General features: G+C 56.3%; 14 protein-coding genes. 4 read left to right on the forward strand and 10 right to left on the reverse strand.

What is annotated here, in order from left to right:
* Positions 1 to 82 precede the first annotated feature (82 nt).
* The 6 genes from ACWIZX_RS14650 to ACWIZX_RS14675 are packed head-to-tail and all read right to left on the reverse strand — an operon-like array spanning position 83 to position 4,953.
* Positions 83 to 1,672, reverse strand: a complete 1,590-nt coding sequence (locus tag ACWIZX_RS14650; RefSeq protein WP_448336311.1) for a GAF domain-containing sensor histidine kinase — start codon at positions 1,670 to 1,672, stop codon at positions 83 to 85.
* Positions 1,673 to 1,714: 42 nt separating this feature from the next.
* Positions 1,715 to 2,248 (reverse strand): NUDIX hydrolase, encoded by a 534-nt coding sequence (locus ACWIZX_RS14655; protein WP_448336312.1) that lies wholly within the window; start codon positions 2,246 to 2,248, stop codon positions 1,715 to 1,717.
* Positions 2,249 to 2,262: 14 nt separating this feature from the next.
* Complete coding sequence (locus tag ACWIZX_RS14660; RefSeq protein ID WP_448336313.1) at positions 2,263 to 2,979, reverse strand: O-methyltransferase; 717 nt, start codon at positions 2,977 to 2,979, stop codon at positions 2,263 to 2,265.
* A 20-nt stretch (positions 2,980 to 2,999) separates the two neighbouring features.
* Entirely contained in the window at positions 3,000 to 3,422 is a 423-nt protein-coding gene (locus ACWIZX_RS14665; RefSeq protein WP_322792716.1) for a GNAT family N-acetyltransferase, read from the reverse strand.
* The gene (locus ACWIZX_RS14670; protein WP_448336314.1) at positions 3,419 to 4,432 is read right to left on the reverse strand and encodes a CPBP family intramembrane glutamic endopeptidase; all 1,014 of its coding nucleotides are present in this window, start codon (positions 4,430 to 4,432) and stop codon (positions 3,419 to 3,421) included. The genes ACWIZX_RS14665 and ACWIZX_RS14670 overlap by 4 nt, the downstream gene beginning before the upstream one ends.
* 44 nt (positions 4,433 to 4,476) lie before the next feature.
* Complete coding sequence (locus tag ACWIZX_RS14675; protein WP_448336315.1) at positions 4,477 to 4,953, reverse strand: flavodoxin family protein; 477 nt, start codon at positions 4,951 to 4,953, stop codon at positions 4,477 to 4,479.
* Between the two features lie 209 nt (positions 4,954 to 5,162).
* On the opposite strand from ACWIZX_RS14675, the gene ACWIZX_RS14680 reads away from it, so the two are divergent.
* Together ACWIZX_RS14680 and ACWIZX_RS14685 are read left to right on the forward strand one after the other, a co-directional pair.
* Entirely contained in the window at positions 5,163 to 5,606 is a 444-nt protein-coding gene (locus ACWIZX_RS14680; RefSeq protein WP_322792719.1) for a MarR family winged helix-turn-helix transcriptional regulator, read from the forward strand.
* 98 nt (positions 5,607 to 5,704) lie between these two features.
* Entirely contained in the window at positions 5,705 to 6,253 is a 549-nt protein-coding gene (locus ACWIZX_RS14685) for a YceI family protein (RefSeq protein ID WP_322792720.1), read from the forward strand.
* Positions 6,254 to 6,341: 88 nt separating this feature from the next.
* Here the strand turns inward: ACWIZX_RS14685 and ACWIZX_RS14690 are convergent, their stop codons facing one another.
* Complete coding sequence (locus tag ACWIZX_RS14690; protein WP_448336316.1) at positions 6,342 to 7,685, reverse strand: transposase; 1,344 nt, start codon at positions 7,683 to 7,685, stop codon at positions 6,342 to 6,344.
* A 418-nt stretch (positions 7,686 to 8,103) separates the two neighbouring features.
* On the opposite strand from ACWIZX_RS14690, the gene ACWIZX_RS14695 reads away from it, so the two are divergent.
* Both ACWIZX_RS14695 and ACWIZX_RS14700 read left to right on the forward strand, forming a co-directional pair.
* Positions 8,104 to 9,234 carry an MFS transporter gene (locus ACWIZX_RS14695; protein WP_322792112.1) on the forward strand — a complete coding sequence of 377 codons (1,131 nt, stop codon included), beginning with the start codon at positions 8,104 to 8,106 and terminating at the stop codon, positions 9,232 to 9,234.
* Between the two features lie 4 nt (positions 9,235 to 9,238).
* Positions 9,239 to 9,817: a hypothetical protein gene (locus ACWIZX_RS14700; protein ID WP_448336317.1), complete on the forward strand. Its 579-nt coding sequence runs from the start codon at positions 9,239 to 9,241 to the stop codon at positions 9,815 to 9,817.
* Here the strand turns inward: ACWIZX_RS14700 and ACWIZX_RS14705 are convergent.
* From ACWIZX_RS14705 to ACWIZX_RS14715, 3 genes are all read right to left on the reverse strand, one after another.
* Positions 9,814 to 13,353 (reverse strand): histidine kinase N-terminal 7TM domain-containing protein, encoded by a 3,540-nt coding sequence (locus tag ACWIZX_RS14705; RefSeq protein ID WP_448336318.1) that lies wholly within the window; start codon positions 13,351 to 13,353, stop codon positions 9,814 to 9,816. The genes ACWIZX_RS14700 and ACWIZX_RS14705 overlap by 4 nt on opposite strands.
* Before the next feature lie 65 nt (positions 13,354 to 13,418).
* Positions 13,419 to 14,879: a DNRLRE domain-containing protein gene (locus ACWIZX_RS14710; RefSeq protein ID WP_448336319.1), complete on the reverse strand. Its 1,461-nt coding sequence runs from the start codon at positions 14,877 to 14,879 to the stop codon at positions 13,419 to 13,421.
* 108 nt (positions 14,880 to 14,987) lie between these two features.
* On the reverse strand, positions 14,988 to 16,334 hold a 1,347-nt coding region (locus ACWIZX_RS14715; RefSeq protein ID WP_448336320.1), incomplete at its 5' end, for a hypothetical protein.

Genomic DNA, 16,334 nt, shown 5'->3' on the forward strand with positions numbered 1-16,334 from the left:
GCCGTCGGCGCATTCGCCGACCACCTGCATGCCTTGTTCACTTTCCAGCATGGCGCGGATGCCCTTGCGCACCACCGGATGATCATCCACCAGCAGAATGCGAATCTTCTCCATAAGGTACCTCCACCACAATGACCGTGCCGGCGCCCGGTGCGCTTTGCATCTTCAAAACCGCGTTAATCTGCCGGGCGCGTTCTTCCATGATCTTCAACCCCATGCCGCTGCTCTGCCCGCTGCCGGGTTGAAAGCCGATGCCGTTATCGGCAATCCGCAAACGGATCAGGCCGGGCTGTTCTTCCACCCGCAGGCTGACCTGACCGGCGCGGGCGTGTTTGAGGCTGTTGTTGAGCGCTTCCTGCGCGATGCGGTACAGGTTTTCCTCCAGCCGGCGCGGCAGCGAGCTGTTCAGGCTGCTCTGGTATTCTACCTGAATACCGGCGCGTTCCTCCACCGATTTCAGGCGGTGATACAGCGCGCCGCCCAGACCGGCCTGTTCCAGAATGGGCGGACGCAGTTCAAAGATGAGCAGGCGCAGCTCGGTCAGCGCGCCGCGCAGGGTTGCGCCAATTTCGTCCAGATGCTGCTGTACCGCCGCGGTGTTGCCGCTGTTCAACTGGCGTTCGGCGGCGCGGGTGTACAGGGAAGCGGCGTATAAAGCCTGACTGATCGAATCGTGCAGGTCGCGCGCCAGCCGGGCGCGTTCTTCTGCCACGGCGGTTTGCTGAATGCGCCGGTACAAACGGGCGTGCTGAATGGCAATGGCGGCCTGCGCCGCAAACGAGCGGGCAATCTGCAAATCGGTTTGGCCCAGGTAACGCCGCTTCTGGTACAGTTCCAGAACGCCGATGGCCTGCCCCTCCCCGCCCGGCAGCGGCAGCGCCAGCAGCGCGCTGTCTTCCTCAATGAGCGGCGGAGCCGCCGGCAGGTTGACCAGCAGCGGTTCACTGCGCTGAAGGATTTGCTGCGGCTGCCATTCCTCTTCGCGCAGGGCCGGCGGGCTGCCCGAGCGGTAAACAGCCGTCAGGCTGCCGTCTTCTTCCCGCAGGCGTAAAATGCAGCCCGAGGCAGCCGTCAATTGCATTGCGCCGCCGGCAACCAGCGCCAGCACTTCTTTCAGTTCAATTTGCTGCAAAATGGCTGTCCCAATTTCCTGCAGGCGGATGGCCTGAAAGACCTGCTGGGCAGCCATTTCGTACAGGCGGGCATTATCCAGCGCCAGCGAGAGCGAGCGCGCCAGCGCGCGAATCAGAGTCAGCCGTTCGGCGGGCAGTTCAACGCCGGCTTGCTGCCAGCCGAGCAGTAAAAACCCCAGCGGCTGGGAGCGGTTGTGCAGGGTCAGCCCCAGATAGGACTGCCCCTCCAGGCTGCTCAAAATGGAGGCGCGCAGGGATCGCCGTGTGCTTTCATCGTTTATCCACAGGGGTTCAAAGCGGCGGTGCAGGGCTTCGGCCAGCAGGTCGGTAGCCGTATCCGGCGAGGTGGACCAGAAGGCGGCTTTTTCCGGGCGCGAGAACCTGCCCAACGCGTACAGCGGGTCGTATAAGGCGGCATCACCCTGGCGGGAGTAAACCAGCACCTGCTCGGCAGTGGAAAATTCCAAAAGCAGTCGGCAGGTTTCTTCCACAGCCGGGCGCAGGTCCAATCCCTTCAGGTCGGGCAGGGTGGAGTTCATCAGGCTAATTGTACCGTCATTTGAACGGCAGGCAGAGGCAGATCAGCCCTTGATCAGGTGCTGGCGGATAAATTCCAGCACGCGCGTTTCGCGTTCCGTCCATTTGGGAATGTTGGAAAAGCGGCTGTTCAGCACGGCGCGGTTGGCGCGCAGGGCATCTTCAATATCCACCCAAACGGGGGTGAACCCCAACCGCTGCTCGTATTCATCCAGATGGAGAGGTTGATGCCGCTCAGAAATCTGGCAAAGATAATAATACGAGGTCATTCGGAACAGCTGGTAGCCGTTTTCGTAGGGCAGATCGTACTCGATAACGCTGCCGAGAAACCGCTCAATGCGGATTACGCTTGCCCCGCATTCTTCTTGCACTTCGCGCCGCAGGGTTTGAGGGAGCGATTCGCCGTCCTTGCGCCCGCCGCCGGGAAATTTGTAATCATGGTTGACGGTGGAATAAATCATCAACAGGCGGTTTTGAGCGCGAATGATGCCGCGCACAGCTTCGCGCTGGATGGCATGTCCGTTGCGGGGGGCATCGGGGTGGCGGAAGATTTCAATGAACAGTTTTTTGGCTGGCATTTCTGCCGCGCGGCTCAACTTTCCACCAGAATCAGCGCGAAGCCGTCGTAGCCCTTGCTGCCAACGGTTTGCAGCGCAGTGGTGGTTACGCGCGGCTCGGCGGCTACCCGCTCCAGAAAACGGCGCATGCCCAGCACACTGGCATCGCTGCTGTTTTCTTCGATCACCTTCCCTTTGCGGATGACATTATCCGCCAGGATGAGCGTGCCGGCGCGCGAAAGCTGGAGCGAAAATTCAAAATAAGCGGCGTAGTTGGGTTTATCGGCGTCAATGAAAATCAGATCAAAGGGCTGGCTGCCTTCCTGCACCAGCCGGGCAAGCGAATCGAGCGCCTGACCGAGGTGGATTTCGACCCGTTCGGAAACCCCAGCCCCGGCCAGATTTTCACGGGCAACGGCGGCGTGTCTGGGGTCGAGTTCCAGCGTAACCAGCAAACCGTCCGCCGGCAGAGCGCGCGCCAGCCAGATGGTGCTGTACGCGCCGAGCGTGCCAATTTCGAGGATGCGCCGCGCCGCAATTGCCTTTGCCAGCAGGTACAAAAATTTTCCCTGGAGAGGGGATACCTGTATGGCGGGCAAACCGGCGGTCTGACTGACGCGCAGCGCCTGATTCAGCGCCGGGTCGGGTGGCAGCAGCAGGCTGCTCAGGTAATCATCCACAGCAGCCCATTGTTCCGCAGGTGCGGGCGGGGGCGGGGCAGGGGAAAAGAGGGATTTAAGTCGCTGGAGCATGGCAGGATCCTTGTAAGGGTTTAACCGTTAAACGATGGGTTATTAAGGATTTTAACATAAACCAGTTCCGGGTCGCCCTCATCGAGGTGATGAATGATACCCGCCAGCACATAACCGCGTTTGACCAGCAGAGCCTGCATCGGCAGGTTAGACAGATTGGTGGAGGTGAAGAGTTTGGGTGTGGTACAGTTCAGCTCTAAAAAGTGCATCAAAGCGCTTGCAACCCCTCTGTGACGATATTCGGGGAGGACAAATAGAAGCGATAAAAATCCCAGATGGAAAAAAGAGTAGTCGAAGATGGCAAAACCGGCCGTTTCTCCATCGCAAATACCCAGATAAGCGGTCTGAAACTGCACCGCTTCTCGCAGGGTTTGGCAGTGGATCGGAAAGCACTGACACAGGTCGGCCAAGTCATTTTCAAGCGCGGGGCGGATTGTGATCACGAGGTAAATTCCGTTCTTTGATAGACGGCCAGATCTATCCGCAGGGTTGCTTTTCCCCGCGTTATTTTGATCCACATCACAATCAACCCGGCGCCGAGCAGCATCCCCAGCAGGCCGATCAAACCCGCTTCAGGGCCAAAACTGCCGCCTGTCCAAAGCGCGGGGCCGGCCTGCTGAATGACCAGAAAACTGGTATCGGCTTGCAGACCGCTGACCGGCAGGCCGAACACCACCCCCTGAAAGAAATTCCAGGTGATGTGTAAGCCAATCGAAAGCGCCAGCTCGCCGGTCAGCACAAAGGGCAGCCCCAGCAGAAAACCCGCCAGAATCAGGTTGAGGGTGCTGACCAGCGAGGAATGAGGATTGGCGAGGTGCAGCAGGCCGAAAATGGACGAAGAAAGCACATAAGCCAGCCACAGCGCGGTGCGCGCGCCCCAGCGCGGCAGGTGAAAACCCTCCGCCAGATTGCGCAGCCAGTAACCGCGCGAAAGGGTTTCTTCCTGAATGCCCACCGCAATGTACTGAGCAAGGTAAAAGAGTATGCCGGCAGAAAAGGTCTGAAAACCGGTCTGCCGGTAGCCTGTCACCCTGACCCAGCCAAGGGCGTATTCGACAACGAAGATTCCCGCCATCAGCAGCGCGCCGAGCGCCAGACCAAAGGCAAGGTCGGCCCACCAGCGCCGGTTGAGGTTGAAACCAAAAGCCCGAAAGGGACGCCGGTCGAGAAAGCGCGCCGCCAGCCACAAACTTGCCAGCAGCAACAGCCAGTTGAGGGTCACTTCGATGATCAGCACGGCGGCATGGGTTGAACTTCCGATGACCAGCGAAAAATCGAAAAGGATTTGCTGCAATGCGCTCAGCAGGAAGCCCCCCGCGAAAAGCAGACCGGCAAACAGTGCCAATTGCAAAATCAAGCGCCAGCCGGTGCGCAGCCGGTTTTGCTGTTGATTCCAGAAGGGCCATATCAGACGAATGAACCAGCGGGGTTGAGCATGGGAAGGGAAGTTCATATCGGTTCGGAATGGGGTTGGTTTCTGATGGTGGGACAGGGGATTCAAGCAGGCAATAGACTTTCAGCCCATTGCGCCGCCCGCTGCAGTTCGCCTTCCAGCAACGGGCCTTCGGTGCCGGTGACGAAAAATCCTTCGGGTGGAGCAGCCAGTTTTCCGCCGCTGCGCTGCAGTTTTTTGGCGATGGCAGGTGCGGCATAACCGCCGGCATTGACAATCAAACGCAGCAACCCCGATTTTATTTGCTCTGTGGGAATGCGGGTATCGAAAGCTGCCACACTCTTTCCCAGTAAAGATCCGCGTTCAAAGGATTTGAGCAGGCCGGTGGTCGCCTCCGAAGGTCGAAAACCACGGGTTGGTGAGCCGACAATCACGCAATCCACCTGTGCCACATCAGCCGGGTTGACCTCGCCAACGCGCAAGACCTCGACCGTGTGCCGACTGCTGAGGGCATTTCCCACTTGCCGGGCAATCTGTTCGGTGTTGCCAAAATAAGAATCAAAGACAATCCAGATTTTCATTAGGTTACTCCTTTCTATATATGCATACGTAAAAAGAAGCAGAAAGGTTCGGGCAAGGGAGAAATGGATCTTCGGAGTATGATCGCTGTGTAAAAAAGTGTCAATGGGTAGGGGAGGAAGCGGCGGAAAAATTTTTGCAAAAAACCTTGACAAACCCTCCCAATCAAGATATATTAAAACTAAATAATTCAATATCAAAATATTTTAGGATGCCAACCCATTACCAAGGTGACCCCCAAGTAGCCAGCGCACTGGATGTGTGGATCAAACTGACCCGCGCAGCCGATTCGATTGCCAGCCGGCTGAGCGCACGCGGCAGCACCGGCCCGCTTACCATCACCCAGTTTGGCGTCATGGAAGTTCTCTATCACCTTGGGCCGATGCCGCAGTGCGAACTGGCCGGCAAACTGCTCAAAAGCAGCGGCAACATTACCCTGGTGGTGGACAATCTGGAAAAGCGCGGTCTGGTACGGCGTCTGCCAGACGAACACGACCGGCGCATCAGCCGGGTGGAACTGACCCCGGCCGGGTTAAAGCTGATTGAAGAAATCTTCCCAAAACACGCGCAGGCGGTTGCCGAGGAGTTTTCGGTGCTCAGCCCCCAGGAACAGCATCAACTGGGCGACCTGCTGCGCAAACTGGGCAAACGGTGAGGTTGAGTTCTCTTTTTTTGTCAAAATACTTCAATGTTAAAATACCATCATTGGAGTATTATCAAATCAAATTTATTTTTACAAGGAGGTTTTTGGAGATGTCCTGGAAAATTGACCCTGCTCATTCTGAAATTACTTTTTCGGTGCGTCATTTGATGGTTTCAAATGTACGCGGACGGTTCGAGCGCTTCAGCGGGGTGGTGAATTTTGACGAGGAAAACCCGCAAAATTCATCGGTGGAAGTGCAAATCGAGGCCGCCAGCATCAACACCCGCGAGCCGCAGCGCGATGCCCACCTGCGTTCACCCGATTTTTTGAACGCCGATCAGTTCCCCTACCTGACCTTCCGGAGCAAGCGCATTGAAGTGCTGGACGATTCCCACGGGCGGATCATCGGCGACCTGACCATCCGTGATGTTACCCGCGAGGTAGCGCTGGATGTAGCCTTCAATGGTAAGGTCAAAAGCCCGTTCGGGATGACGACGGCCGGTTTCAGCGCCAGCACCAGAATCAACCGCAAGGAGTGGGGGCTGGTCTGGAATGTGGCGCTGGAAACAGGCGGTGTTCTGGTCGGCGAGGAAGTCAACATTCAAATCGAGCTGGAACTCATCAAGGAGCAGCAAACCGAACAGACTGCTGCCGCATAGATTGATTAAAAAACGTGAGTTCGGGATAAGATCAAAACCTGCTATGCAATGCCAATGACCCCCACCTGCACCTCCCATATGCGCTAACTTAAGGGCAGAAATCATGGAATGAGGAATGGAGTGCAAGAGCTCTACCCCAGGCAGAATGTTGAAGACGGCGGCGCGGGGGGTCGCAAAGATAACGTCTTAAGCGAGGAAAAGAGATTTGCAAAGAAGAAACATTGAAGCGAGTCATGATCTGGCGCAGGGTTTCTCTGAATAACATCGTGAGACGTTGCGGACTAACGGGGCGATCGAGACAAGCAAACCAATCGGGGAATTGGTTGACCGGATAGGCGATGAACTGATCAGTGATAAGCGCAATCAGAATTTTGGCGAGCAGATAGGTTTGAGCCAGGCGGGCATCTTTAGCCCGCAAAAGGTCAAAATTGAGCACACTTTTGAGCCGTTTGATGTACACTTCGATTTGCCAACGCATGCGATAAAGAGCCAGCACCTTTCTTGCCGACCAATCTTCAACGGGCAAGTTGGTCAATAACAGTACAAACCCGGCCGCAAAGAGAGTATCTGGATTGAGCGGTTTCTTTTTACGCTGATAAGCCAGGCGAACTCGACGTCTGGCTGACTCCGCTTTTTCGGGTGGAAGGGGTGCAGCAATCAGACGAAATGCAAACCAGCCAGACGGCATCTTCATCCAAACGCTGCGCTCTGACAAATCGGTCACGGTTCTAAGCCAATCAATCACCTTCAAGCGCTGTCCGTCAGGCGCAATGACCGGCACATTCCGCCAGTTGATGCGCACAATCAGCTTCGCGCCTTTGTCCAAGACCGGCGCCATACCGGAAGCAAAGGCATACCCCGCATCGGCAATCCAGATTTCATTGTCCCGCGCTTCAAAGCGTGCCAGGCTCTCACCCCCGTATTTATCGCTGATCTCAACGCCATCCAGACAAAAATTCCCCAGGTCAAAACTGAGGTGTATCCGCCAGCCTGTCCCACTGCTGCCGGGGATGCTAATTGTGGTCGCATCCACCACCCGCATTCGCACACCCGGCAGGCTTTGCAAGTCCGATAGACGCCTTTGCAACAGCATCCCAATCAGTTTCCCAAGCCATTCAACGCTGTTGCGCAGCCGTTTCAAAACGGCTACGTCCGAAAGATACCCAATATTGGTCAATGCAGCCCAAAGCGCTGTCAGCCGCAACGACCAGTCATTCATGGCATACCACACAATCAATCGCAGCAGGTCTTCCGCGCTGCGAATTTCCCTTTTACGTTGAAGGGCTTTGCTTGCTCGTGCCGTGCCTTCCAGGTCTATTTCCCATTTTTGTTGGAATTTCTTCCAGCTTTCGGCTATTCCCTCATCTTGCTGACATGCGCCACCTTCTCGATTTCGTTTGCATTTCCTGCTGTCAATTGTGGTAAACTCCATGTGAACCTCTTTGGTTATAGATGGGTGGTGTCGACCTATATCTTACCAAAGAGGTTCTCTTTTTAGCTTAAGTTAGCGCATATGGGAGGTGCAGGTGGGGGTCAAACATCCTCAAAGGAATAGCAAGAGGATTTATCCCGAACTGAGGTTACTTAACGCCAAGACGCAAAGATTTCTTTTTTCTTTCTTCGCGTCTTTACGTCTTTACCTTGAACGGCATCGCATTCACAAGTCTGGTAAGCCATAAACGGTTGCCCATCGTTATAAGCGAGGGCAGCAAACTCCCTCACACCTCACGGAGATTATTCCAAACCCCTGTTCTTAATAACCTGACCCTTTTGACTTGTCATCTCCACCATCTTCCTGCACAATTAAGCCATTCCGGCTTTTCCGCATCTTTTCCCCAAGGTTCATCCCATTGAATGCTTTGTTTTTAGTGGTCGTCTTCCTTTACTGGTCGGCGTTGTACCTGTATGTGCCCACCCTGCCGCTTTACCTGCAAACCAAAACCAGCGATCTGGCATTGATCGGCACGGCACTTTCCATGTACGGTCTGTGGCAGCTGATCGTGCGGCTGCCGCTCGGCATTCTGGCAGACTGGGCCGGCCGCCGCAAGCCGTTTGCCACCCTCTGGCTGCTGCTGGTGGCTGCCGGCGCGCTGACCCTCGGCCACGCCCCCACCATCCAAACCGCCATCCTCGGACGGGCGTTGGTGGGCGTTTCGGCCGGCACCTGGGTGCCGCTGGTAGTGCTGTTTTCCAACCGCTTTTCGGCAGGAGAAGTGGTACGCGCCACCGGCATTCTGGCCATGACGGCTACCGCCGGGCGGATTGCAGCCACCGCTGCCAACGGCTGGCTGAACGAGCTGGGCGGTTACCCGCTGGCCTTCAACCTGGCCGCTGCGGCGGCTGTGTTCGCCGCGGTTTTGCTTTTCTTCCTGCCTGAAGCTCAAACGCCGCCGCACAAGCCCTCCCTGAACGCCCTGAAGCGGTTAGCCAGCCGGCGGGAAGTGATGCTGCCTTCCCTGCTGCAAGCCCTGACCCACACCGCCGATTTTGCCGCCACCTTTACTTTCATCCCCATTCTGGCGCGCCAAAAAGGCGCATCGGACGTGGTCATCAGCACGCTGCTCAGCCTCAACCTGCTGATCGGGTTGGCCGGCAACAGTCTGGCGGCGGTGCTGGCGCAGCGCTTTGGTCACCGACCCATGATCATCCTCAGTTTTACCCTGCTGGGCGGCGGCATGCTCGGCGCAGCCTGGGCGCCCAGCCTGGCACTGATCTTTGTCTTTCAGTTCTGCGTGGGGTTGGGGTTTGGGATTGGCTACCCGTTGTTGATGGGGTTGAGTATCAACCGCGTGGATGCCGCCGAACGCACCACCGCCATGGGTCTGCATCAGTCGGTCTATTCGCTGGGCATGTTCCTCGGCCCGTGGCTGAGCGGAGTGCTGGCGGCTGCCCTGAACATTCCGTTGATGTTCGTCATCATCGGTCTGCTGATTCTGATCATGGGCATCGGCGCAGCGGCGCTCCTGGATCATCGGAGGTGAACCAATGGACTTTTACATGACCTGGGTTACGGCAAACCCGCTGCTTTCGGCAGCCGTGCAATTCGCCCTACTAGGCACCTTGGGGGAAATCATTTCTTTCACCATTCAACAGCGACGACTGGGCCTGCCCGGCAGCGGTGCACAGATGATTGCCAAAATGTTCGCCTGGGCGCTGCTGGGAGTCATCATCAAGTACGGGTTCACCGGCATGCGCGGTTTCACCCGCGCGCTGCTGGATCATCATTTGCTTCCCGATTTTTTAGGGCAGGGACTGGGCTGGGCATTGTCGGTTTCCGTACTGACCAACACCTTCTTTGGCCCGCAGATGATGGCTTTTCACCGGCTGGAGGATAATCTGATTCTGGGACAAAAGGGTTTTGCCGGCATCACCCGCGCCTGGGCTACCCTGATCTGGTTCTGGATCCCGGCGCATACCGTCACTTTTCTGATGCCGGTTGAAGTCCAGATTGGGCTGGCGGCCGCCTGGTCGCTGGTGCTGGGGGTCATCATGGGTCTGAACCGCCCGCGGAAGGCGGAAAGTTCCGATTCAGCCTCCCCGCAGTCAGCCGGGCAAGTGAATTAGAATGCCAGATCTTGAGGTGGAACGAGGGGTTTGGTGGCAAAGGAACGCACCTGACCATCCACCCAGGCGCACACCCGGTTTTTGCCCTGCTGTTTCGCCGTATACAGTGCCTGATCGGCGCGGTTGACCAGCAGTTCCAGCGAGTTGCAGTCCGCATCTATGGCGCTGACCCCCAGACTGACCCCCGAAACCACCACACCGCCATTTTCATCTGTAAACCCCTTTTTCACGGCATCGCGCAGCCGCCAGGCAACCTGCATGGCTGCATCCAGGCCAGTTTCCGGCAGCAACAGGATGAATTCATCCCCGCCGAAGCGGGCAGCCAGGTCGGCTTTGCGCAGCTGCTGACGGCACTGCTCGGCAACGAAAATGATCAACTGATCGCCGGTCAGGTGTCCGTACGAATCGTTGATTTTCTTGAGGTCATCCAGATCCATCATGACCACCGCCAGCGCCTTGCCGTAACGCCGGGCGCGGTAAAATTCCTTGCCGGCCAGATCGAAGAAATGCCGGCGGTTGTAAAGACCGGTCAGCGGATCGCTGACCGCCATACGCTGCACTGATTCGAACAGGCGCGCATTTTCGATGGCAGCCGCCGCCTGATTGGCAAAGGCCAGCGCCAGTTTGGCATGGTTTTCGGTGTACACATTTGGCTGGCTGTGATCAATGGTCAAAAAGCCGATCGCCGTGTTGCGTTTTATCAGCGGAACGCCCATCCAGGAACGAACGTGCGCCGCATCACCCCAGCGTTTGAAGCGGGCATCTTTCTGCGCATCGGCAAGGATGATGGGCGATTGAGTTTTATGGCTTTCCAGCAGCAAATCGTCCCGCGCCGGAAAACGCTGCCCTTTGACCCGTTCGGGATGGGGAAAACCGCGCGCTGCCACAACCCGCAGTTCCTCACCTTCCTTGAGAAAAAGCGCGCACGAATCATACGGTACAACCCGCTCCAGGTTCTCCAGCACCTGATCCAGCACCTGATCGAGACGAAGCGCCGAAGAAACTGCCGCGGAGGCCTGCTGAAGCGTTTCCGCTTCCCGCGCCCGGCGGGTGGCTTCTTCCAGCAGGCGGGCTTTTTGGATGGCAACGGCACTGTAACGCGCAAGCGTTTCTGCCAACCCGATGACCTTAGGATCAAACTTCTTTTCCGGCGAGAGCATGAAGTAATTCAACACACCGAGGGTTTCCGTCTCGGTCAAAATGGGCACTGCCAGGAAGGCGTACACCCCCTTATTTCTCATCTCTGGACGCGATAGCGGTTCAGTCGAATAGTTATCAGAAATCAACATACGCCGCCGTTCAACGGCCTGCCACGAAAGCCCCGTACCCCGCGGTGATTCATCTACCCGTATCAACTTTTGGGAAGGATCGTAGACACTCAGGGTTACCAGCACATCACGCCGTTCGTCGAGTAACGCCACCAGGCCGCTATCCGCACCCAGCAGCTGACAACCGTAGTACGTAATCTGCTGCATGGTGGACTCCAGATCAATCGAGGAAGTAATCCTTTCCAGAATCTGATTGATCTTCTGCTCGTGCTCCAGCATCTGACGGCTCTGCCGGTACAGGCGGGCATTGTAGAGCGCCTGGCCGGCCTGCGCGGCAAACAGCTCCAGTGTGCGGGCGTGCTCCGGCCGGTAAAAACCCTCTTCACATTTATCCAGAGAAAGAAAGCCGAGCACCTCATTCTGGACGATGATCGGCGCACCCACCCACGAGTGGATATACTCGGTCGCTTCCACCCGCACCCAGCCGGGATAGGCATGGGTATCCTGAATAATCAATGATCGGCGGTTTTCCAGCATCCAGCGGAAATTTTCGGTGTGTTCGATATCAAAAACGAATTGCCGAACGGCACGGAGCACATGTTCACCAAACCGCTCATAACCACGGTTACGGGTGATCACCGCACGCCTGCCCTCCAGCAAGGTGATATTGCCCGAGTCGTAAGGGATGACCAGCGCAATACTTTCCAGAATCTTATCCAGTACTTCATCCACATCCAGGCTGGCGCTGAGCGCCATGCCAATTTCGCGCAGCGCTTCAGCCAGCTCCCGGTTGTGCCGTTCCGTTTCGGCAGCCTCCAGGAGTTTTTGTTCTGCTCTTTTACGCTCGCTGATGTCCCGAACCAGACACAAAACTTCTTCAGACACCGGCCCGGTTGACTTCAACGGGGAAAAATGGATTTCAACCGCAAACGGATGGCCATCCCATGCCAGACCACTGGCTTCCAGCATTTGGGGCTGGCGGGTTTCCAGCGCCAGCAGGAGGTGCTGCAACACTGCATCGCGGTCTTCTTCTATAAACAGGTGGCAGATACCCAGCCGATCCTCAACCACTTCCCCCGGCAGGGCAAATTTTTCCAGTGCAATCGGGTTGGCAAGCAACATCCGGCCCTGCCCGTCCAGCACGAAGATCACCTCCGGGGATGATTCGATCAACTGGCGGTAACGGGCTTCGCTGTCCTGCAGGGCTTGCTGGGCGCGGTAAATGGTGGTCATATCGCGCAGCAGCACCATCCGCCCGGCATATCCTCGCTGTTTAGATTTAAGCGGCGAAATGCGCAGGTCGAAGTAGCGCGTTTCACTGCCCAAAGGCAGGGTAACCACCTCGTGCGTTTCTATTGTGTTGAGGTATCTCCTTGCAATAGGCAATACCTTTTCCAACAGCCTTCCCGCTGGTTTGCCCATCACCTCAGCAGCCGGTTTACCGAACAGGCGGCAGGCGGCCGGGTTAAGGTCCACCACCCGGTTTTCGTCGTCCACCACAATCAGCGCATCTTCCAGCACTTCGAAGAGCAGGTCGCGCGCCAGGGGGGTTAAATCCAGCAAACGAAAGCGAAAAACCCCAAAAACCAGCAGCAACCCGCTGAGCGAAAAGAAAATTGGTGTGAGATCGAGATGCAAAGTCAACCCAAAGAGGGGTGAAGCAACAAAAATCACATTCGAGAACCACGGAATCAGCACGGCAGCCAGCAGAATAAACGCCTGTTTGCGGTACAGGCCGCGCAACGACCAGGCCGAAAGCAGCAGCAACACCGATCCAATCGCAATCAGGGCATAAGAATAGAGGGTATGCAGCCAGAAGAAAGAGCCGGGGTCAAAATCAAGATAGAGATATCCCCCCGCTTCTACCCATGAACGGGTGGGGGAGGCATAATACAGGTAGTGAAACCGATTGGTGAAAATCAGGGCAAGCGCGGTGAGCGGCTCAATCGCCAGCAGGCCGAGCAACCGGCGGGTGATGTACCGCCTGCGTCCGCTGTATTCCAGGCTGAACACCAGCCAGGCAGCCGGCACCAGCATAATGCCGGGATTGACAGCCACATCCACCCACTCCTTCCAGGGCGATTGGGTGAGCACATTTTGAACGGCATACACCAACGACCAGTAGGTGCAGCCCAACAGTAAAAAGAAGAGCGAACGCGCGCCCAAAGCCGAAAACTGCCGGCGGGCAACAAACCACGCCAGCCAGCCTGTCAGCAAACCAGCCGTTAAAAGGATAAAAAACGCCGGAGGAAACTGTAGATTGTCCAAGGCCGTTCTATGGTTATTATAGCGGGTTAACCCATCGATTCCAAAATTTTATGGAGAATTTAGCCTCAATCCCCGTACTCGATGATCAGCGTCGGACGCCCGACCTTGTTCCACTCCTCGGTTTCAGAGGCGCTGAAGTACTTGCCGCTGTGATAGGCGCTATCCGAGCTGTACACTGCAAAACTGATCCAACCCGCACCCTGATCGTAGGCTTTGGACAGGGCGTAGGAAACATCCCACTCGCGGCGCATTCCCGGCCAGCTTTGCCCGGGTTGAGAGATATTATACGGCGACACCTGCAGCACGGCCACGTTTTCGAGAGGTAGCGGGGCGTTGTTCCAGGTAATGGTATTCTCCTGCCAGCCGGGCGGCACGCTCAGCACATGGATGAATGAGCTGCGCGCACATTCCGGGTCGGGATTTTGATCCGGATTGCTGCAAATCTTCCCCGAACCGCCCCAGTGATGCAGCACCAGCCGCGCCGAGCGAATCACCTTGCCGGGGGGCAGCCGGTCGAGCTGGAAGGCAAGGTAGTACCTCGAAAAGCACGGCCAATCGGCAACATCGGCCTGATTTTGAATCAGCGCGCTGTTTTCGTTGGCATAATTGCGGTTGCCCCACACGTTCCAGATGTGGTAGGAATCACCCGGGCACTGGTTGCTGATCGTACCGCCGACTGCGGCATCCGGCACGACCGCCCCATTTTCACCTTCGCGGATCAACAGGCTGGTCAGGTTGCGCACCTGAGGCGGTGCGTAAACCGGCATCCCAAAGCGCAGCACCCCCCAGGTTGACGGTTCATCGCGCTGGGCTGCCGGCGGCCAGAGGAAGGACGTACCGGGCGGGCCGGCCTGGCTGTCGCGGTCGTGTGAGATGAGCGCCAGCCGCCAGCGGCTGCCTTCGGCCGGCTTGCTCAGGCCGAGACTGGCGTACGGAATGCGAAAAGTAATCCGCCAGCCGCGGTCATCTCCGTTATTATTGATCGCATCACCGCGCCAGCCGGTTTCCACAGTGAAGTTGACACTCTGGCCCTGCCAGCCGCTGCCCGTTCCGCGGTAGGCGGTTTTATAGGCGGCGGGAAGCGGCTCGCCGTTCCCCAGCCCCTTGAATTGCGCCACAAAACGGTACGATTGACTGCCGGGCCGGTCAGGCGCACCAACCGATGTATTGAGCAGCAGGGTGGCGGCGTCCCAATCTTCCAGCGCGCCGCTCGACGGGCTGGCGTTGTACCAGATGCGCCGGTCGAAGGCAGCAAAATCCACCACCAGCTCCGTATCGGTGTAGCGCACGCGTACATCGGTGGAGTTGTCTGCCTCGCCGACCCGTCCCATCCAGACCACCGCGCTCTCGACAAAGCGGGTGGTAAAGGGCGCATTGACCGCTGGAAAACCGGCATAGGGATCATAATTGCGGAATATGACCGGCAGGTAAAGGGTTTCACCATCCGGCTGCTGACTGAAGGCCGCACGAGGGGAGAGGCTGAAGATCAGCAGACCCAACCAGAAAATCGTAAGAAGTTTTTTCATGGATATCCGTTAACCATAAAACAAGTCAGGGGGCGCATGCGCCCCCTGCAAAGGTTGTAGTTATTGTGATTATGCCATAAGTTTTTACAAATTCAATTAACAATTTTGTCAATCCGGCGGCAATGGCCGCTCTGCTTTGCGCCACAGGTAAACCGCCAGAACAACACCGAACAGGTTAAGTGCTATCCCAGTATAAACATCCCACGGCCGGTAATGGAACTGACATTCATTTCTGCCGGCAGGCAGCCATACGCTCAACCATGGCGAGCGCTGATCGAGAGAAAGCCGTTCGCCGTTACAACGCGCCACCCATCCGGAAAAATAATTTTCCATCACCATCAGCTGACCGGCCGGGTTGTTTTCGCAGGTCACACGGATATGACCACCGTTTGCCTCTGCCTGACAGGCCGATTGACGATTTCCGGTTTTTACGAATGCGTATTCGTTCTCAGGAAACGCCAGAATGTGAATACCGTCAACCGTGTAAGTATATTCTGGAAAATTCTTTACCTCTTCAGCACGCGCTCCTTCGAGATAAGGATCGGGAGACATTCGGTTCTTCCAGTGCCAGGGACGGGAAATACCGGTTAGTTTCAACCCTAACTCGGCAGCATCCGGCTGCCAGAAATGCTCTCCCAACGGCATCCGAGTCCATTGAGCAGAAGGCGTTCGTATGCTTTGCAGAACAGTGGGTAAGTCTTTCCCAGCCGGGGTGGTTACCAGCCAAAACCGGCTAAAATCATGGGTGGATTTCAACGACCAGACCAGGGGAATTGCAATCGCCACCCAAAAAAGATTAACGTTGAAAGAAAAATCTGGCGGCCAGCTGAGCGTCAACTTCGGCATGGAGTGAGAGAAGAGATCATTCAAAGCCCAGGCAGCTAATGCCAAGATCAATGGCACGGCCAGACCGGCAATTAACGGTGGATTTCGAATACCGCTCAAAAATTCGGGAGCAAGGGAGAAAATCACCTTCAGGCTGACGGCGCTTCCTGCAAAAAATACCAGAATCAGTGCAATCAGAAAGAAGAAATATATCTTCCTTTTTTCTCCAGAGGGAGGTCTAAATAGACGTCCTAAAGCAAGCCCGACCGCCACCCAACCAATATAATTTGAATACAAGTATGGATAGGGTTGCTTGCCCAGTACGTTTGAACGGAAGAAAATATCCTCCCGCACCACCAGATTTAAAGGCAAGTATTCCAAAGGTTGGGTTGTGGAGAAATACGCATCGGTATCTTTTGCAAAATGCGGCAAAAAATGCAACAATGGCACCAGAAAAACCGCGCTCAATAATAGGGACAGAACACCACCAAGCAGGAACTTTGCTGTTAGCCTGGTAAAGCGAAAATGACTATCCAGTAAGAAGACCAAAAAAGCAGGCAGCAGGGTTACCAGCATACCGATTTGCAGATAACCCTGACCGGAAAGCAAAAGCAACGCCAAACACAACCC

Source organism: Bellilinea sp. (genome assembly GCF_053501535.1).